We start from the raw sequence: 20342 nt of genomic DNA, 5'->3' as shown, positions 1-20342 counted from the left end.
CAGGCTTACTCGATATTATTTAGTCATTTATCAAGCAATATTCTACCTATATTTTATCAATTATGCACCCAACAAGCTTTGACCGCAAACACGCACGATATTGCCATTTAGACCACCAGAAGCTGGTGACGCAAGCCATGCAATGGTTTCAGCAACGTCTATTGGTAAGCCGCCTTGGCTCATTGAGTTCATACGACGACCAGCTTCACGAATGGCAAACGGAATGGCTTCTGTCATTTGCGTTTCGATAAATCCTGGCGCTACAGCGTTGATAGTCATGCCTTTAGAGCCATCTTCTAGCTGCTTAGCAGTCGCATTTACCAAACCAATGACGCCCGCTTTAGAGGTAGCATAGTTACTTTGACCTAGGTTACCAGCGATACCTGAGATAGATGAGACGCAAACAATACGGGCATGGTCTTTTAGTACATCATTATCTAGCAAGTAGCGATTCAGCTTCGCAATACTGCCCAAGTTGATGTTGATAACCATGTCCCACTTTTTCTCATCCATTTTTGCCAGTGTCTTGTCACGGGTCACGCCTGCATTATGAATAACGGCATCTAAACCGCCACGCTTTTGCGCCGCTTCTGCGATTTCTTTACCTGCCTCTTCACTAGTGATATCGACGGTTAATACAGAGCCACTGATTTCGCTGGCAACTTTTTGTAAGTCCGCTTGCTGCTGCGGTACATCAAGGCAGATAACATGGGCGCCTTCGCGTGCCAACACACGAGCAATAGCTTCACCGATACCGCGACTTGCGCCAGTGACCAGCATAGTTTTACCGCCTAAGGGCTGCGTCCAATCGACATCAACGTTGTCGCCATTGGTAACACGTACCACTTGTCCTGACACATAAGCTGAGCGCGCTGAGGCAAAGAAGCGTAACGTTGAGTCTAGGTTCTTTTCAGCGCTTTCTGCCACGTAGATAAGCTGGGCGGTGATACCGCGCTTAAACTCTTTACCGACAGATTTCACAAAACCTTCAAGCGAGCGCTGTGCCAATGCCGCCTCAATATCGCTCAAATCTTCTGGTGGACGACCGATAACGATAACACGACCTGATTTTTCGACGCGGCGCGCTACTGCATGAAAGAACTCATACACTTGTTTGAGCTCATCAGCATTACTGATATTGCTGGCATCAAACAATAAAACTTTAAACTTGTCATCGCCGCCGGTATTGGCTTTGGCTTTCACGCCTGCATCAGCCAGCGCGTCTTTTACTGCATCACGGCTATTTACAAATACATCAGCGTGCAAATCTGACAAAATACGGGCAACTGATTCGCTGATGGCAGTATTGTCGCCATCAGCACGGCCAACCAATACACTACCGCGTACTGACGGCTGACCACTATCAAAACGGTCTAGCTCTACTGGCATCGGCAACCCTAAATTTTTTGCCACTTTTCGGCCAATAGAAGACTGCACAAAATCACCATAACGGTCTGACATAATATAATCCTATAATTAATGAGAAGAAAAAAAATTATTAATATGAGTAAACGGGTTAAAAACTGCTGTAACTATACACTTCCATGCAAAACAAGTCCAAAAGCTGCGCCTGTCTATCATAATCTGTAGACAAGCCAGTATACAAGATAGCAACTTTTTCTCGCGTTAAAAACACCCCACTTATGTTAAAATCTAACGTATAAGTTATGGCAAATGCATTTATAGATAACAATATATTATCAAAAGCTTCGTTATGCAATGTTATTAATCAATACTAACCAGTATAATCCGTAGCTATTGATGGCTAGCATTGATTGCCTGAGCTTAAAATTAGCGTCACATCGTTTGCTAAAGAGATACAGTAAGCGCGTAAAAAGCGCCTTATGCTAAGCTTCTCTGCCGTGTATTATGTTTTTCTCTTTTATTTTTATTTTGTTTTTCCCTTTTATTTTCTACCCATATTTTTTAAGGATAATATTATGAGTACTAAAAACAATCACCCTGATAGTCCTGTTGTTGAAACGACCGTTGTAAAAGCTGGTGATAGCCAAAATACCGATACAGCGACTGACGCAGCAACCAAAAAAGCAACAACTGAAGACGCCAAGCAGCCAAATGTTTTTGACACAATGGCAAACTCAAAAACGGCCGAGCCAAAAAAAGCAGACGATAAAAAGTCGAATGCCAAAACAGCGGATACTAAAACAGACAGCGCTAAGAAAGATGACTCGAAAAAAGATGATGCTAAAAAAGATAGCAGCGCTGAAAAAAGCACGAAAGACAGCAAAAACACTGCCACTACTAAGACTAAAGATGATGGCGCGGCTAAAGATGCCAATAAAAAGGCTGACACTGCTGAGACAAAAACAACTGCTACGACGGCCAAAAAATCAAGCCAAACTGGCCTAAGCTCAGGGCAACATCGCGTGGCTATCTTAGGCGGCAACCGTATTCCTTTTGCTCGCTCAAACGGTACATACGCAGATGTCAGCAACACAGACATGCTAACCGCAGCGTTAGATGGTTTGGTTGAACGCTTTAACTTACAAGACGAAAAAATTGGTGAAGTGGTTGCTGGCGCGGTGATGAAATTGAGCCGTGATATCAACTTAACACGTGAAGCAACGCTAAGTACGGCATTGAACCCACATACGCCAACGTATGATATCTCACAAGCTTGTGGTACTGGCTTGCAAGCAACCTTTGCTTCTGCCAATAAAATCGCGCTTGGTATCATCGATTCAGCCATTACTGGCGGTGTTGATACGACTTCTGACGCTCCTATCGCCGTTGGCGATGGTTTACGTAAAGTATTGATTAAATTGGGCGCCGCTAAAGACAATAAACAACGTCTAAAAGCATTAATGGGCTTAAATCCTAAAGATTTGATCGACTCACCACAAAATGGCGAGCCGCGTACGGGTTTATCCATGGGCGACCATCAAGCGATTACTACTCTTGAGTGGAACATCAGCCGTGAAGATCAAGACGAGCTTGCTTTCAATAGCCATAAAAACCTAGCACGCGCGTATGATGAAGGGTTCTTTGATGACCTAATCACGCCATACAAAGGTTTGACTCGCGACAATAACTTACGCCCAGATACGACGTTAGACAAGCTTGCTAAGTTAAAGCCGGTGTTTGGCAAAAAGAACGCCAACCCAACCATGACAGCCGCTAACTCGACGCCGCTAACCGATGGTGCCTCTTGTGTGCTATTGGCCAATGACGAATGGGCCAAAGAGCGTGGTCTTAAACCACTAGCATACATCGTTCATCAAGAAACGGCTGCCGTTGACTTTATCGGTAAATCTGGCGATAAAGAAGGTTTACTCATGGCGCCAGCTTATGCGGTACCGCGTATGCTTGAGCGCGCTGGTTTAACGCTGCAAGATTTTGACTTCTATGAAATTCATGAAGCGTTTGCCTCACAAGTGCTATCGACGCTAGCAGCTTGGGAAGATGAGAAGTTCTGCCAAGAGCGTTTGGGTCTTGATGCACCACTAGGCTCTATCGATCGTAGTAAGCTAAACGTCAATGGCTCATCACTTGCCGCAGGTCATCCGTTTGCCGCAACCGGTGGTCGTATCTTAGCCACTGCTGCCAAATTGTTAGACCAAAAAGGTTCAGGTCGCGCGCTTATTTCTATCTGCGCCGCTGGCGGGCAAGGTGTGACTTGCATCTTAGAGAAATAATATTCTCACTGATGTCATTAGCAATAAGCCATTAGTTAATAAATAGCGTTAAGCTTTTAAAACACCCTTTAATCTGATGATTAAAGGGTGTTTTTTGTTGTGGCTGAAAAAATGACTGCAACAAGCAAACACGGCTCACTCATCGCCTTATTGTAAATATGCTAAAGTAATAGCCATATCAAGAGCCACCACTATGAATAATAACCATAAAAATATTTATTAGGAGATTACGATGAGTAAAGGTCCATCATCTATTGGTCGGCAAACCTTAAGTGCTCCAAAGCGGCAAGAACTGTCAGCACTCGAACAAGACAGCTTTGTTACCCGTATGGACAAAGAAGTGTTTGGCGATGAGCTACGCCGCAAAATGCATCAGGATTTAATAGACAGCTACGATGAAGAGCTGGAAAATGAAATAGACGATTACGTGCGTGACTTTCGTTTTGATGGCCGCGAGATGAGCGAGCAAGAAAAACTCGATCGCCGCACCTATTTTCAAGAATTACTGCGACTACAGCGAGAGCTTATCAAGCTGCAAGATTGGGTGGTTGAATACGGCGAGCGCATTGTAGTGATATTTGAAGGGCGCGATTCGGCTGGCAAAGGCGGCGCTATCAAGCGTATCACTCAGCGCTTAAACCCGCGTGTTTGCCGCGTGGCTGCCCTACCTGCGCCAACCGAACGCGAACAGTCGCAATGGTATTTTCAGCGCTATGTGGCGCATCTACCTGCCGCTGGTGAAATCGTCTTATTTGATCGCAGCTGGTACAACCGGGTTGGCGTCGAGCGCGTTATGGGGTTTTGTACTGATGCCCAGTACGAAGAGTTTTTCCAGTCAGTACCTGAATTTGAGCGTATGCTGGTGCGCTCAGGTATTCGATTGGTCAAATACTGGTTTTCGATTACCGATGACGAGCAGCATTCGCGCTTTATGAGCCGGATTCATGACCCGCTCAAGCAGTGGAAGTTGTCAGCGATGGACTTGCAATCACGCCGCCGCTGGGAAGATTATACCAAGGCCAAAGAAACCATGTTTGAGCGCACTCATATTCCTGAAGCGCCGTGGTGGGTGGTAGAAGGCAATAATAAAAAGCGCGCACGGCTGAACTGTATTGCTCATTTACTTGAGCAAATTCCCTATAAAGAAGTACCGCGCGATGAGATTGAATTGCCTGAACGCAAGCGTGATGATGAATATTACCGCGAGCCAATTCCCGATGATATGTATGTACCACCACGCTATTAGCTAAATGCATGCACGTATTATTTAACAAAATACAGCGCATAAAAAAAGCAACCTTATAAATATAACGGCTGCTTTTTTATTTTTCGCTAAACTTATTAGGCTGCTGGTAAATAACATTCAAGCTCTGTAAAAACACTACATCGTATAAGTCGACTGCAAGCTATCAAGCTTACCGGCCAATAAGCGCTCGACTTCATTTTTGATTCTTAGGCCAGCGACATCTGTACCTATTTGCACCGCAAAACCTGCTGGACGGCCGCTTTGGCTTTTAGAGTTGATCCAAACGACTTTACCATTCATTGGTAGGCGTTCGCTAGAATTGGGCAAAGTGACAGCAATAAACACTTCATCGCCCAGTTTTTGGGTTTTGTCGGACGGCACAAATAACGCGCCATTGGTCACAAAGGATAAATAGCTTGCGTATAACGTTTCCATATCTTCAATATGACAGGTTAAAATCCCGCCACGTCCTGGCATTGCCATAGTCCGCTTCCTTTATAAGTGAGGTGTACTTTTTTAATTTATAAATAAGCCAATTCTTGCATCAGCTTATCATAAGCGAATTTTTCTTGCACATTTTGTTGTAGAGCGGTTTTTATTTCTTGCAGACTATTTATAAAGACCTCTAACACGCTCTCAGTAGGTTGATGACTGTGTAAAGACGCTGGTAAATCAATATCCTTTTGTAGCGCATCAAGACCCAAGCATACGCGGCGTATATCAACGAGCATTAGCTCCGACAATTGAATAAACTCGCTTATACTAAGCTGGGTTTGCCAATAGTCGCTTGCTGCTATGCTACTACGCTTGCCGCTACGCAGCGCTTGCCACGTTGTTAACCATAGGGCGCGCTTGCTATACCATGGTGCTTGCGCAAGGGCGACCGCGGCTAAAGGTGCGCCATTTGCCAACTGTATCAGCTGCTCAATGGCTGCCGTACCGACCGCCTCACGATTGACCGTACTACCTAAAGCATGAGTCACATAGTCAACTGCAACGGCAGGTTCAATGGTCTGTAGTGCTAACTGCTGAACACGGCTTTTAATCGTGGGTAACAGCTGTGCCGGAGTATCACTGATTAAGAATAAATGTACTTGCGCTTGCGGCTCTTCCAAGGTTTTGAGCAGTGCATTAGCCGCAGCAATGGTCATTTGCTCTGCGTAATCTAGCACACAAATCCGCATGCCCTGCCCGCCTTGATAAATAAATGGCTGCAAAGCACGGATATCATCAACTTTTATTTTTAACGCAGCGTTACTGGCAGCTTTGGCAGATTTTTTGTCTTTTGCGCTGTTAGTTGCTGCTTCTTTAGCATCAGCATGGTCGGCACTGACTGGCATACTAATCATTGGCAGGATTTGTAAGCTTGGATGCGTCCCCGATCTGAGCCATTGACAGCTCTCGCAACTCCCGCAAGCGCCAAGCGGATGGCTATCGCGCTCACGGCATAATAACCATGCGACCAAACGCCAGACAAAGGCACGCTTACCCATACCTTGCATGCCTGCCGCTAAGAGCGCGTGCGGTAAAGATTGCTGCGGCATTAATACCCGCTTGGTCAGCTGTGACCACAACTCATTTTGCCACGGTAATAGCGGTGCAAAATATATATTATCCGTCAAAGGCAATGCGCTGGTCATTTCAGTTGTCATTTTAGTTATCTTACTCATAATCGCCTAATCGCCGCTTAATACCTTTAGTATGCTATACATGCTAATACACGTAAAATATTTGAATAATTGAACATACCAATTAGCTTGCTTAGGCTATTGCCAATTATATTGTATCAGCAATTTTGAAAATCAATTAAACTCATGGCATTGAGCCGGTCTAAGTCTTCTTGGGTATCAACGCCGGCTGGTAGATGACAGCTTGCAGTGGCAATAGCAATATGACCACCATTTTCTAAAACTCGTAATTGCTCTAGGCTTTCTAATACCTCGAGTGGCGTTTGTGGCCAGTGTACAAATTGCTGTAACAAGCTAACGCGGTAGGCGTATAACCCCAAATGACGATAAGCGTTTTTTGGTGGTTGCTCCTGTATATTTTTATCGTTTGCCAAAACCACATCACGGTCGCACGGAATCGGTGCACGGCTAAAATACAGCGCGCGCTGTAAATGGTTTGACGTCTGACTGACAACTTTCACGACCGATGGGCGCATAAAAGTCTCGTAGTCCTCGATAGGCTCGCATAAAGTCGCCATCACGCTGTCGCTATCTTGCACTAGTAGTGCTTTGACTTGCTCTAATAATAACGGCGGTACCAAAGGCTCATCACCCTGCATATTGACCACAATATCATGCTCAGCCCAGCCTTTGATAGCAGCAACTTCAGCCAAACGGTCGGTCCCTGATGCATGCTCACTACTGGTCATCACCACATCAAAACCTGCCTCTGTGCAAACTGTAGCAATCGCCTCATCATCAGTCGCAATACACATATCATCAGCAAAATCAGCCAACTGTGCTTTTTCAGCCACCCAAAGTATCATCGGTTTGCCATGAATTTTTAATAATGGCTTACCAGGCAGGCGCGTACTTTTAAAACGCGCAGGAATAACGATATGAGTTTTGACTGGCGCGGTTTCAATTGGCATTGTTGCGGCTGATGCTAAGACTGATGACATGGTTTATTCCTAAAAAATCATTTATGCTTTTGTGCCTTTAGATAAATTAATATTTAAAGCTTTTAATTGCTGCTGTAAGCTGATATAGCAACCGTCTGATAACACTGCAGTCACTGGCAAGACCCATAAGCGATTAATAAGCTCTTGATACTCTTCGCTAAGTGTCTGGCGGCTAGTCATATCTATTAGCAGCGCTCTGATTTTGACCGCGTCTTTACTGGTCACAATAATAGGCTGCTCGCTATACTGTAAAAGCTCATCTAAGCTAAAATCATAATGATCCGGATAAGCATGACCAATGACATCAAAACCGAGCGACAGTAAAGTATCAAAAAAACGCTGCGGATAACCGATACCGCTTACCGCATGTACCCGACCATTTGGTATAGGTGGCATAGGCATTTTTTCTGCTGCAGTTAAACCTTCTATCTCAACAGCAGAAGGCCATAAAGGCTGCAATTTATCCGCTTGTAGATGCATGGTTAAACGATTGGATTGAGCTTGCTTATTATCTTTGGTCGTCCTATCAGTTTTTTCATGGTAAACCACATTGGCACCTTGCAAGCGCGACATGGGTTCACGTAAAAAACCGGTTGGTAGCAGCTGCTGATTACCAAAGCCACGCGACGCATCGACCACAATCCATTCGATATCACGTTGTAGCGCATAATGCTGCAAACCATCATCAGCAATAATCAGTTGTAAGTCAGGATAATCGTTTAACAAAGTGGTAATAGCCTGCTTACGATTGGGGCAAACGGCCATCGCCGCGCCTGTCATATTGACGATTAAACAGGGCTCGTCACCTACGATGCTTGGCAAGCTATCGGCATGCACCAAAGCTGGCATCTGACTGCTATCACCGCCATAACCGCGGCTAATGACACCTACTTTGACACCTTGCTTTTGCAGATGATTAACCAAGGCAATAATCAACGGTGTCTTACCGCTACCGCCTACTGTAATATTACCAATCACCATCACTGCAATAGGCGCACGATAACTGGCAAACAAACCTATCTTATAAGCCTGACGGCGCACCATCGTAATGAATCCATATAACCAGCTGACAGGCAGCAGTAGCCAGAGCCAAGCGGCCTGACGTTGCCAGGCACGCGTCATTGTGGTTTCAATACTCATGGTGATGTATTACTTATCCTATTTATGCAGCCATATTTACTACTAAAGTACCATCACGGCTTGCAGTGGTTTTACTCAAACAATAGCTTTACTCTAACAGTAGCTTTATTCAAAATCACGCGCGTACATTTGCGCATAATGGCCATGTAATTGCATCAGCTCTTCGTGGGTGCCTAGTTCAACAATCTGACCACTATCTAACACTGCAATACGATCAGCCGATTCAATGGTCGTTAAACGGTGGGCAATCACCAGTGTCGTCCTATCTTTCATGACGTTATCGAGTGCTTTTTGAATATAGTATTCTGACTCGTTATCTAAGGCACTGGTGGCTTCATCTAAAATCAAAATCGGTGCATCTTTCAATAACGCACGCGCAATCGAGATACGCTGACGTTGACCGCCTGAGAGCTGCAAGCCTTCAGCGCCAATCTCACTTTGATAGCCATTTGGCATTTTCATAATAAAATCATGGGCAAAAGCGTCTTTTGCAGCTTGCTCGACCTCAGCTTGGGTTTTATCCGCTAGGCTACCATAGGCAATATTATTGAACACCGTGGTATTAAAAAGCACCACTTGCTGATTGACCATCGCTATCTGCGCGCGCAAGCTTTCAAGCTTGATATCGTCAATTGGCATACCGTCAAGTGTGATTTGCCCCGAGGACGTATTTAAAGTACGCGTGAGTAAGTTAACGAGTGAAGACTTACCAGCGCCGCTACGCCCGACCAGTGCTATCGTCTCGCCTGCACGCACATCCAAAGTAAAATCACGCAGCGCTACCGTTGAATCAGGATAAACCAAGCTGACATTATCGAACTGAATGTCACCTGCTAGAGTCGGGCTAAGTATGCCTGTATCTTGTTCTTCTGGCTCATCCAACAAAGTAAAGATTGACTCACCGGCGGCAAGCCCTTTTTGCAATTTTTGGTTGATATCAGTGAGTGAACGCACCGGCTTACTTAATAATCCTGCGGCAGCAATATAGGAGATAAACTCACCCGCCGAGATATTATCTATTACCGCAGGGCGCAGCGCCAACCATACAACGACCGCCATCGCCATCGCCATTAGTAACTGCACCGCTGGGGTATTAATGCTATTGGTCACCACGACCTTCATCCCTTGGCGCAGGTTTTTCTTCGAGGTTATATCAAAACGCTTGGCTTCATACGCTTGTCCGCCATAGTTTTTCACTACCTGATAGCCGCCGATGACCTCATTGGTGATGTGGCTGACACTACCCATGGTTTCTTGAATGCCTTTAGACAGCTTTAGATAGCGCTTTGAAGCCACGCGTATCAGCCATAAAATAGGTGGCAGCACCACAAATAAAATCAAAGTTAAACGCCAATTGCTATAAAGCAAGAAGCCTATCAAAGCCACCACGGTCAAACCATCGCGCAACAAAGTTTTCATCGAATCGGTACTGGCAGCAGTCACCTGTTCAACATCAAAAATAAGCTTGGATGAAATCGTCCCTGCTGGATTTGCCAGATAGAATGAGCTTGGCAAACGCAAAAGCTTATTGAACACTTGAACGCGTAACTCGTAAACAAGATTGCGCGACACCAATGCCGTATAGTAATTACCCAAAAAACTGCCCACGCCGCGGACAAAAAACAGCGCCACAATAATAAATGGAAATAAGTCCTGTTTGCTTTGATCGTTTTGATTGATGGCATCAGTGATATATTGCAATAATTTGGCAATCCAAATCTCTGTTGCCGCATTAATCGCAAAGCCTATTATGACCAATACTAGCGCCCACCAATAAGGTTTAAGGTAGCTTAACAGACGTAATAAAGTCCTATGCCTAGGCGTATTTGATGGCGCTGCCGATAACTTTTTAGCAGAATTTTTTTTAGCGTCAGGTTGATAAGCTTGGCTCATAAAAGCCTCAATTTAGGTATAAGAACAAATGATACAAATGCGGCAGTGGCAAGTGAAGATCAAATAGAGCCGTAAAAGCCTCAAGAATAATGATAGTGGCGCTTGATAATCTCTTTACTATAACAAATATCAAATGCCCTAAAGTTTACTGCGGCGCAGATGTTGGTAAAGGCTGCCCAAGTGGCACAACCGTACTGATATTGAGATTCAAAAAACCCAGTTTACCAGCGATATCCATAACCCGTACCACCGATTGATGGGTGGCATTGGCGTCAGCAGCAATGACAAATAGCATATCACGATTGCTTCCCGCCTCTTGCTGAAGCATGCTGGTCAGCTCGGCCTCATCGCTACTAGCAAGGGTAATGCCATTAACAAGATAACTGCCATCTTCTTGCACCGCCACTTCAATACTGTTTTTTTCTTCTGTTAATGCCACTCCTTCTGCTTCCGGAAGAATAATATTTAAGCGGCTAAAGTGATTAAACGAGGTTGCAAGCAGTAAAAATACGATTAAAAATAATAAACAATCAATCATCGGCGTCAAATTGATTTCAAGTGGCTCAACGGTCGGTTTTCTAAAACGCATATCGCTCTCTTTAATGGTCTTAAATGTACGGATTCAACAAATAAGTGACATCACACAATTAAGTTGCTGTAGCGGCTGTCTCTAAATCCGAGGTGTCAAGTGAAAGCTCATAACCCTTAGTTTTAGTTGTTTCTACACCATTAGCAGGTAGAGAGAGGGTAGAGGCTTGCATATTGTCCAACAATTGATAATCATACAATTCTTGAATCATCAGTCCCGCTTGCGTCTCAAACTGCGCATTGATATCGATAATACGGCGCTGAAAATAACGATAGGCAACCAGTGCTGGGATGGCCACAATCATACCAGCCGCCGTAGTAATCAATGCCTGTGACACGCCAGCAGCGAGCATCGTTGGGTCTTGCATCGCGCCATCCGTAATCGCCAAAAACGACGAGATAATACCCAACACCGTACCTAGCAAACCAAGCAGCGGCGCAATCGCCCCAATCGTACCGAGCATATTGATATTTTTTTCTAACTGATGCACTTGTACACTGGCGCGGTTTTGCATATGCATGGTCATCGAGTCTAGGCCGTATTGACGGTAAAGCAGACCGGTCGCCAAAATATCACCCAAAGGGGTTTTTTCTTTGACATTCATCAGCTGCGTACGACCGATGTCGCCGTTTTCACGTAGACGAGTTATCAGCTGTTCACGCAATCTATTGGGTACAATCTTATTAAACTGCAACGTATGGCTACGCTCGATAATAATTACTAACGCCAATATTGAGCACACCACGATAGGCGTCATCAGCCAACCACCTGCTTTTACCAGCTCCCACATACACACTCTCTTCTATGTTTTTATAAAGTTGTCAAAAGATGGTTTTACGTTTGTATCTTTAATACAAATACTAAGCCTGCGCTTCTATATGTTTTATCAAAGCTGCTAGCTGATCATGATTGTGGAAGAATATCTCAACACTACCCTGCCCATCTTTTTTATGTTTAAGCTTTACTTCTGCGCCTAACATATCAGTTAAGCGCTGGGTTAAGCGCTCAACATCGCGAGACTGTACTTGCTCGGTGCGATTGGCTTTTGGTGCTGGCTGCAAGATTGACTTAACCAATTTCTCAGCCTCGCGCACCGTCATGCCGGCATCGATGATTTTTTGCGCAATGATAGGTTGCTGTTCTGATGATAATGCTAACAGGGTACGCGCATGCCCCATATCTAACGCACTGGTTGCTAAATGATCTTTAACCGTATCGTGTAGCTGATTCAAGCGCAAAAGGTTTGATACCGTGGTACGCGCTTTGCCAACAACTTCAGCAATCATGGCATGACTCATACCAAACTCGGTATGAAAGCGCTGCAGGGCAGCTGCCTGCTCAATCACCGATAAATCTTCGCGCTGAATATTTTCAATCAAGGCCAGCGCAATGGCCAACTCATCGGATAACGCACGCTCAATGGCTGGTATAACCGATTTACCCGCCATTTTTGCTGCACGCCAGCGGCGCTCACCAGCGATAATTTCGTGCGTTACCAACGCTTCGCTTTTATCTTCATTCGCCAGTAAAGGACGAATAACAATCGGCTGCATAACGCCATGCTGTTCAATAGAAGAGGCCAGTTCTGCCAGCGCCGTTTCACTCATATCACGACGTGGCTGATACTTACCTGCTTGCAGACGTGTCACATCGATTTGTACCAAGCTGATTTGGTCTTCAGAGGTACTATTTTCTGTGACGTTCGCGCGAGCTTTATTAGCAGGAGCTTTTTTCATCGTCCGCGCTTTACGATTATTATTGTTAGTAGTTTGTTCAGACACTGGCAAGGCAGAAAGCTTGTTAACAGCCGCAGCTGTGCTATCCTCTTGCTCAATAGGTTGTGGTATTTCGGTTGACTCAGCACGCTCACGCACTACCGTGTCATCTTGTAAGGCAGAGGCGGCAATTTGCTTTTCTTTTTTGATTGACCCTAATAAGGCATCTAAGCCTCGATTGGCAGCCAATCCTCTTTTCTTTGCCATGATTACCTATCCTCTAACGCTAAAATAAAAAGCCAAATACTGCTAAATACCGGCTTACTGATAAATATAATATGCTGTTTTTAATGTTTAACTTAATAAGCCAACTGATGGTGAGCAGCTTTTGATTAAGAACTGATGACCAGCGACTTATAACGATGAGCTTATAACGATTAACTTTGCTTCATTACTTCAGCTGCCAGTTTTTGATACGCGCGCGCGCCTTTTGACCATCTTTCATACGCGATAACTGGTAAACCATGTGCTGGCGCTTCTGCTAGACGAATATTTCTTGGAATATGTGTCTTATACATAATATCGCCAAAGTGCGCCTCTAATTCAGCCGACACATCACGCGCTAAGGTATTACGCGCATCAAATAAGGTTCTGACCACCCCGCGAATATAGAGCTTAGGATTAAGTTCGGTAAGACGCTCAATCGTCTGCGACAAGTCCGCCAAACCTTCTAACGCATAATATTCACACTGCATCGGAATAATAACGCTGTCGGTGGCAACCAATGCATTAATCGTCAATAAATTTAAGCTTGGTGCACAGTCGATAATCACATAATCATAAGCCGGTTTATTGGTCGAGATTTGATCATTGACCAACTGCGCCATTGCCGTTTTAAACAGCTCATGGCTATTGGTTTTACTCATTAAAGTGATGTCCATCCCCGCCAAATCACGGTTGGCGCCGATGACATCAAACCCAGCTGGGCTGCTCACAATCGCCTCAGACAGCGACACCCCATCGAGCAATACATCAGCGATGGTCAAGTCCAATGCGTTCTTATCGACGCCCGTGCCACTGGTCGCATTACCCTGAGGGTCTAAGTCAATCAGTAGTACATGCTTGCGCTTGGCCGCTAAGCTGGCGGTCAAATTTACTGCCGTCGTGGTTTTACCCACGCCGCCTTTTTGATTCGCAATCGCTATGATTTCCATACACTCACTCAATTTAATTAGAATCTGTTACTGATTTTACTAAAGTATGTTCGCTACTTGGGCGTGTTATTTTACTCAAATACCTGACACTTACCTATAAGGCTATTTAGACAGCAGCGTACAAATCATTTATGACTATAGAACAATTGTTGCCTCGTATAGCGTTACGTGCTCATAGCTTAGACATTTTTATAAGATAATTCAATTAAATGACGACTATCTTGTAAACGTGGTACTTTTAATGGAATCGTCTTTATCTGCCAAACCTCACTTAACGCCTGTAGCTCTTCATTACTTGGTGCTTTGCCTTTCATCGCGCATAAATAGCCATTTTCTGCCAAGCGCGGCTGAGCCACTTCAACAAAATCAATCAAACTGGCAAAGGCTCTTGAGGTGACCACCTCATAGCTGGCTTCATGCGCTTCAATACGCGAGGCGATTGGGTGCATGTTAGTCAACCCAAGCTCGCTGCTGATTTGCTTAATAAACCGAATCTTTTTCTGATTGCTATCGAGAGCAGTACATTGGCGCTCAGGCTGACAGATAGCAATAATTACCGCTGGCAAACCCGCTCCTGTACCAATATCAAGCAGCGACCCTGACGGTAAATGCGTTATAATAGCCAAACAATCGATGATATGTTTGATCAGCGCTTCGACTGGATCGCTAATAGCGGTCAGATTATACGCTTTATTCCATAATAAAAGCTGGTCTAAATACAATAATAACGTACGCTGCTGCTGCACGCTTAACGTAAGACCCAACTCATCTATTGCTTGCCCCAGCATAGTTGCCAGTGTAGGTAATTGCGCACCGAGCTTTACAAAGCCTGTCGGGTCAATATGGCTTTTACCCGTGCTAGCAGATGATGATGAAGTTTTAGTAGAATCTGACATACGGGCTATCCAGTTTTGACATGTGAACCGTCTATTTTATCATGCGCTCCGCCCATTGAATAGTTGCAGATTGCGCCAATGTACGCCATCTTATACTATCTACGCCTATGTTGAGGGCTTATCTTCTTCAATAACCAGCAAGTCATGGTAGCAAAACCTCCATTGTTGCAGCCTAATAAGCCAAACCTCTCACTTTACTATGATACAAAACTGTGCTGAATGTCTTGTCTAAAACGCGCCGATATCTTGTAAGATGTTCTTATTTACTCTCATAAATGTAAGCATGATTAAAAACACATTCCTAAACTTAAAGCGCAAACAGCAAAAAATCAATAACCATTCCGCCCTTTTAAAACGACTTACTATATAACTATGACCGAACCGCAAAACACCCATATAAATCAAGACTCAAAAGACAGCAAATCTATGGCAACACCTGTTAAAAATTCAGCAGTAACAAAAGCCTCTAAGCCAGCCAATACAAAGCCGACGGCAATAAAGTCGGACGAGACTGATGAGCAAGAGCGCACTTTAGATACGCCTAATATGCCTCATCCGGTATTTATCGAGGTTAATGAGCGCTGCCTTATTAGTGCCGAGCAGCTTAAGCGTTATACCAATCCTGATGAACTACCGAGCGATACCCGCACTGCCCCTGATTTAGATGTCGGCTTTGGGCAACAGCGCGCCCTAAAAGCCTTGCAGACGGCGCTGGATATTCATGCCAGCGGCTATCACGTATTTGCCGCAGGCGAAAATGGCTTAGGTAAACGCACAGTGATCAGTCGCTTGCTACAGCGCATTGCCGCTGATGCACCGACGCCTGATGATTGGGTTTATGTGCACAATTTTACTGATCCGCGTACACCGCAAGCACTGCGCCTACCTGCCGGGCAAGGGCAGATATTGCAGCAGCAGGTCAATCAGTTGTGGCAGCAAGCCAAAAAACGACTTAGCCAACGTTTTCGTAGCGACCAGTATCAAAGCAAAATAGAAACGATTAAAAATGAGACCCATCAAAAAGAAAGTCAGGCTTACGACGACCTAAACACCGAGGGTAAGCAGTACGATTTGGCACTGACGTTTCGCGCATTTGATAATAAAGCGGTATTTGTACATCCTAGCAAATTATCTACCGAGGAAAATAATCAGAGCACGGACCATTTAAAAATTTCTAGTAGCCAAAAAAATCAAACAACAGCAGAAAAAACTGCGCACCCTACTAAAAACAATCTTGATGATGATAATGCTAACAGCGAGTATGGCAACGAATACAGCAATGACTATGGCAAAAGCGAGTACGAAGCTGAGCTGAATAATTTTGCCCAAAAAAACCATATGCAAAAGCGCTTAAGTCAGCTAACCATCGCTTTAGAGCAATTAGAAGACGAAGCCAATGATGCCATTGAAGCGCTGCATCGCAATATTGCCCGTCGTGCGCTGCAGCCTTTATTTACGCCTATTTATGAGCAATTTTCTGCTCATCCCTTGATCGTTGATTATCTCAAAGCGGTATTCGCTGATATGGTCACCCATGTCGAGCGTATCGTCAATGGTGATGATGAGGAGTTTGTGACGGCAGTTCTGGCGACGACTCCGAGCCGCTATGCGGTCAACGTTATTGTTAGCCACACGCCAGATAGTGGTGCACCCGTTGTCTTTGAAGATTTGCCGACGCATTTAAACCTATTGGGTCATGTCGAGCAAATCACCCAATTGGGCACAGTAACCACCGATGTCAGTATGATTCGCGCTGGCGCCCTGCACCGTGCCAATGGCGGTTATCTATTGTTAGAAGCCAGTCATCTCCTTGAGCATCCTTACGCTTGGCAAGGCCTTAAGCGCGCGCTGCAATCACGTAAAATCAGGCTATCCAGCCTTGAGCAGATGCTGACCTTAACAGGCAGCTTGTCACTTGCGCCCGCACCCATTGACCTTGATATTAAGGTAATCTTGCTTGGCGAAGCGGATTTATATTACGAACTACTAGAGCTGGAGCCGGAGTTTGATGCGGTATTTAAAGTACGTGCCGATTTTCATGACGATGTAACTCGTAGCCCTGAGCACGAATTGGCCTTGGTGGCAAAAATGGCAGACATCATTGATTATGCCAATCTCTATCCTTTTGATCGTAGCGCCCAAGCCGCCCTACTTGAGCATTTAAGCTTACAAGCAGAAGACCAAGACCGCTTAAGCTTGCATAGTGATTTATTGATTAAGCTATTGCACGAGTCCAACCGTCATGCACGTTTAAGCGGTAAAAATATCGTTAGCGCCATTCACGTCACCCACGCTATTGACGATATGGACGAACGATCAGGATATTTGCGCGACCTTTATTGGGATGAGTTAAAAAATGGCCAGCAGCTGATTCAGACCCAAGGCGATGCTGTCGGGCAAGTCAATGCACTCACCGTCGTCAGTTACGCCGATAGCGAGTTTGGTATGCCCGCTCGTCTGACCGCAGTCATTCAGCCAAATATTGGCGCGGGCGAAATCCTCGATATCGAGCGCGATGTGGATTTGGGCGGCAGCTTACACGCCAAAGGTATGCTGATTATGACCAGCTATTTGCGCGCCCTATTTAGTCAGCATCATGCGCTAAACTTTAGCGCCTCGCTCGCTTTTGAGCAAAGTTACGCCCATATCGATGGTGATAGTGCGACGGTCAGTGAAGGCTGCGCGCTACTCTCCGCCTTGGCAAACGTCCCTATCAATCAATCTTTTGCGATTACCGGTTCGATGAATCAGTTAGGCGAAGTCCAAGCGGTTGGCGGCATCAATTCTAAAATCGCTGGTTTCTTTGACGCTTGCCGCGAGCAAGAGCTGACGGGGCAACAAGGCGTGGTCATTCCAATAGCCAACGTCAAACAGTTAATGCTACGTGACGACATCATCGCCGCCGTTCAAGCAGAGCAATTTCATATTTATGGCGTGCAGACGCTTAGTGAAGCCTTGACTCTAATGACCGGCCTGCCTGTCGATACCATGAATAAAAAAGGTCGCTACCGTAAAGACACCCTATTTGGTAAAGTGTTAAGTCGTTTGATGCTTTGGGATGAAAATCAAAACGCCGATGACGAAGTCGATGATAAAAAAACAAAGAAAAAGGACAAAAAGAAGCGTAAGGCCAAGCGTCAAAAAAAACAAGATAAGCAAAAAAAAGCCAAGAAAGAAAAAGGTGATATAGATACAGGTTCAGACGTAAACCCAGACGCAACTATAGAAGCAAATACAGAAGGGCATCGCTAGACGTTGTCCTGCTTTTCTGCGATGATTAACTTTTTGCGATCGGCTTCCATAATAAATAACGCCCTTATGAAAATTAAACTCGTGACTGAATAAAGGTTATCTTTAATGACTGTACATTCTACTGACGCCAATGCTCTTCAAGCGCAAGCAGCTGTTGATGATTCAGCAACTGCCCTAGTGCTAGGAGACGTGCCTAAAAAAGTTACTGAGCAAAATGACGAAGTTACTGCAGAAAATAAAGCGTCTGAGGAAGCAGCAGATAATCGTCATGGCGCCGCGACGACCGCGCGGCAATGGCAAGTACTGTCGCAGTTGCAGCGCAATCGCTGGGTAGGCACCACCCATGTCTACGAGCAACTTAAATTGGCAGGTTTTGATATCAGTTTACGCACCGTGCAACGCGATTTAAATGCACTTGCTAAGCGCTTCCCTATCGAAAAAAATAATGCCAATCCGCAAGGTTGGCGCTGGAAAGACGATGCGCCGCTGCAAAGCTTACCGCATATGAACTTATCGCAAGCGGTTGCCTTTAATATGGTCGAAGCCAATCTAAGCCAGCTGCTGCCACCGGTTATTTTAGATGAGCTTTTTCCTTGGTTTGATTTGGCACGCCGGCAACTGAAAAACAGTAAAGTCACCCATTCATGGATTGACAGAGTGCGTATTGAGCCTGCCTCGCAGCCTTTGATTGCGCCGCATATTGATTTGGAAAGTAAAGACAACATTTACCACGCACTGTTTTATCAATTACAAATAAAAGCCAGTTATACCCGCAGCGATAAATCACAAGCCAGTGAATATACCTTAAATCCTATCGCCATCATTCAGCGTGGGGTGATTATTTATCTCTTGGCGACGCGCACCGATGATCCAGAGATGATTATCCGTACCTTTGCCCTCCACCGCTTTACCAGCGTTGAGATACTAGAAAGCGCGGCTCAAACACCAGATAATTTTCAATTAGATACCTATTTAGATGCAGGTGGCATGGGCTTTAGCCATCCTCTATTTAGTCAGCTGCCCAATCATGGCAAACATACCGCCGTTGAGCTACAATTTACCAAACAAGCGGGCAAAAGCTTAACGGAAAGTAAGCTTAGTGATGACCAAACTGTGACCATCAATAACGATGAAACCCTAACCATACGTGCGACCGTTAACTTAACCTCGCAGCTGGTTTGGTGGTTACGTGGTTTTGGTAGCGGTTTATTAGACGCCAAACCCGCACTCCTCTATCAAGCGGTTTTAGATAAACCAATAAATGATGAGCTGCAATAACAAAGAAAAATAGCTCATTATTAATGACGATAAAACCTAATAGCTATACTCAAATGCACTGACGCTTATATTATTTAAAAAACAATGGCGAAATTAAAAACCCAAAAGGAATATTATGTCAACCACTACCCCATCACCATTACTTTCAGACAGTTTAAGAGGGCTGGGCTTAGATACGGGGACATTATTTTTTGCGCTCAATTATGAATTCACTAAAATTGAGCAAAAAGGCTTATTTAAAAACCTAAAGAAACGCCTTAAAAAAAATGCAGGCGCGATTGATATCGATTTGGCCTGCGTACTATATAACGACAACTGCACCATCAGCGATATCGTTTGGTTTAAGCAGTTACGGGATAAAGCAGAATCTATCAAACATCAAGGTGATAGTCTCAACGGCAAAGACCGCGGCGAGCAAGCGATGTACCTTGCGCCGCTTGACCAAGAGCAAATCAGGCTTTATTTGGATAAAATACCTGCGCATATTACCCATATAGCCTTAATCGCCAACTCCTATCACGGCCTACCTTTTAGTAGAGTCAAAAAAGGCGAGATACATTTAAGTGATGATGAAGGCAACCGCGTTTTTGAAATTAACTTAAAGCAGCTACCACGTGATTGTGTAACACTTTGGGCAGCGCACTTGCGCCGAGAAGTCGACGATTGGCATCTGACTTTAGAAAGTCTGCCATTACCGGCAAAAGATTTAGCAACCGCCGCGCAAGAAGTGGCTCATGAATTGGCACGCGCTCTACCGATTACGCCAGCTATGAACTGATATATAACCAATATCGGATTGGTTTTTAGCTGTCAATTAAAAAACCTATCGATTAA

General features: G+C 44.8%; 16 protein-coding genes. 5 read left to right on the top strand and 11 right to left on the bottom strand.

Annotation, left to right across the window (positions count from 1 at the left end):
• Positions 1-60: 60 nt before the first annotated feature.
• The gene (locus tag B2866_RS00715) at positions 61-1461 is read right to left on the bottom strand and encodes a 3-oxoacyl-ACP reductase (protein ID WP_296189550.1); all 1401 of its coding nucleotides are present in this window, start codon (positions 1459-1461) and stop codon (positions 61-63) included.
• 479 nt (positions 1462-1940) lie between these two features.
• On the opposite strand from B2866_RS00715, the gene B2866_RS00710 reads away from it, so the two are divergent.
• The gene (locus tag B2866_RS00710; RefSeq protein ID WP_296189547.1) at positions 1941-3656 is read left to right on the top strand and encodes an acetyl-CoA C-acetyltransferase; all 1716 of its coding nucleotides are present in this window, start codon (positions 1941-1943) and stop codon (positions 3654-3656) included.
• A 232-nt stretch (positions 3657-3888) separates the two neighbouring features.
• A complete protein-coding gene (gene ppk2, locus B2866_RS00705; RefSeq protein ID WP_296189545.1) occupies positions 3889-4902 on the top strand; it encodes a polyphosphate kinase 2 in 1014 nt (337 codons plus the stop codon).
• Between the two features lie 135 nt (positions 4903-5037).
• On the opposite strand, the gene B2866_RS00700 is transcribed toward ppk2, so the two are convergent.
• The 10 genes from B2866_RS00700 to rsmG all read right to left on the bottom strand — a co-directional run bounded on the left by B2866_RS00700 (position 5038) and on the right by rsmG (position 14978).
• A complete protein-coding gene (locus B2866_RS00700) occupies positions 5038-5385 on the bottom strand; it encodes a PilZ domain-containing protein (protein WP_068408248.1) in 348 nt (115 codons plus the stop codon).
• A 38-nt stretch (positions 5386-5423) separates the two neighbouring features.
• The gene (locus tag B2866_RS00695) at positions 5424-6554 is read right to left on the bottom strand and encodes a DNA polymerase III subunit delta' (RefSeq protein WP_296189540.1); all 1131 of its coding nucleotides are present in this window, start codon (positions 6552-6554) and stop codon (positions 5424-5426) included.
• A gap of 134 nt (positions 6555-6688) precedes the next feature.
• Positions 6689-7531 (bottom strand): 3-deoxy-manno-octulosonate cytidylyltransferase, encoded by an 843-nt coding sequence (gene kdsB / locus B2866_RS00690; protein ID WP_296189537.1) that lies wholly within the window; start codon positions 7529-7531, stop codon positions 6689-6691.
• A 21-nt stretch (positions 7532-7552) separates the two neighbouring features.
• Positions 7553-8671, bottom strand: coding sequence for a tetraacyldisaccharide 4'-kinase (gene lpxK / locus B2866_RS00685; protein WP_296189534.1), 1119 nt, complete (start codon positions 8669-8671; stop codon positions 7553-7555).
• 105 nt (positions 8672-8776) lie between these two features.
• Entirely contained in the window at positions 8777-10564 is a 1788-nt protein-coding gene (gene msbA / locus B2866_RS00680; RefSeq protein ID WP_296189531.1) for a lipid A export permease/ATP-binding protein MsbA, read from the bottom strand.
• A 145-nt stretch (positions 10565-10709) separates the two neighbouring features.
• Positions 10710-11153, bottom strand: a complete 444-nt coding sequence (locus B2866_RS00675; RefSeq protein WP_296189529.1) for an ExbD/TolR family protein — start codon at positions 11151-11153, stop codon at positions 10710-10712.
• Positions 11154-11211: 58 nt separating this feature from the next.
• Positions 11212-11943 (bottom strand): MotA/TolQ/ExbB proton channel family protein, encoded by a 732-nt coding sequence (locus B2866_RS00670; protein ID WP_296189527.1) that lies wholly within the window; start codon positions 11941-11943, stop codon positions 11212-11214.
• Between the two features lie 70 nt (positions 11944-12013).
• Entirely contained in the window at positions 12014-13135 is a 1122-nt protein-coding gene (locus tag B2866_RS00665; RefSeq protein ID WP_296189524.1) for a ParB/RepB/Spo0J family partition protein, read from the bottom strand.
• 170 nt (positions 13136-13305) lie between these two features.
• Entirely contained in the window at positions 13306-14082 is a 777-nt protein-coding gene (locus tag B2866_RS00660; RefSeq protein WP_296189522.1) for a ParA family protein, read from the bottom strand.
• A gap of 179 nt (positions 14083-14261) precedes the next feature.
• On the bottom strand, positions 14262-14978 hold the full coding sequence (rsmG, locus tag B2866_RS00655; RefSeq protein ID WP_296189517.1) for a 16S rRNA (guanine(527)-N(7))-methyltransferase RsmG: 717 nt from the start codon (positions 14976-14978) through the stop codon (positions 14262-14264).
• A 372-nt stretch (positions 14979-15350) separates the two neighbouring features.
• On the opposite strand from rsmG, the gene B2866_RS00650 reads away from it, so the two are divergent.
• From B2866_RS00650 to B2866_RS00640, 3 genes are all read left to right on the top strand, one after another.
• Positions 15351-18230, top strand: a complete 2880-nt coding sequence (locus B2866_RS00650; protein WP_296189515.1) for an ATP-binding protein — start codon at positions 15351-15353, stop codon at positions 18228-18230.
• 105 nt (positions 18231-18335) lie between these two features.
• Positions 18336-19508: a helix-turn-helix transcriptional regulator gene (locus B2866_RS00645; protein ID WP_296189514.1), complete on the top strand. Its 1173-nt coding sequence runs from the start codon at positions 18336-18338 to the stop codon at positions 19506-19508.
• 115 nt (positions 19509-19623) lie between these two features.
• A complete protein-coding gene (locus B2866_RS00640) occupies positions 19624-20286 on the top strand; it encodes a TerD family protein (RefSeq protein WP_296189512.1) in 663 nt (220 codons plus the stop codon).
• The last annotated feature ends 56 nt before the right edge of the window (positions 20287-20342 follow it).

The organism is Psychrobacter sp. UBA3483 (assembly GCF_002377905.1).
GTDB lineage: Bacteria > Pseudomonadota > Gammaproteobacteria > Pseudomonadales > Moraxellaceae > Psychrobacter.
Note: the sequence above shows the minus strand (reverse complement) of the source record. Positions and strands in the feature narration are given on the sequence as shown.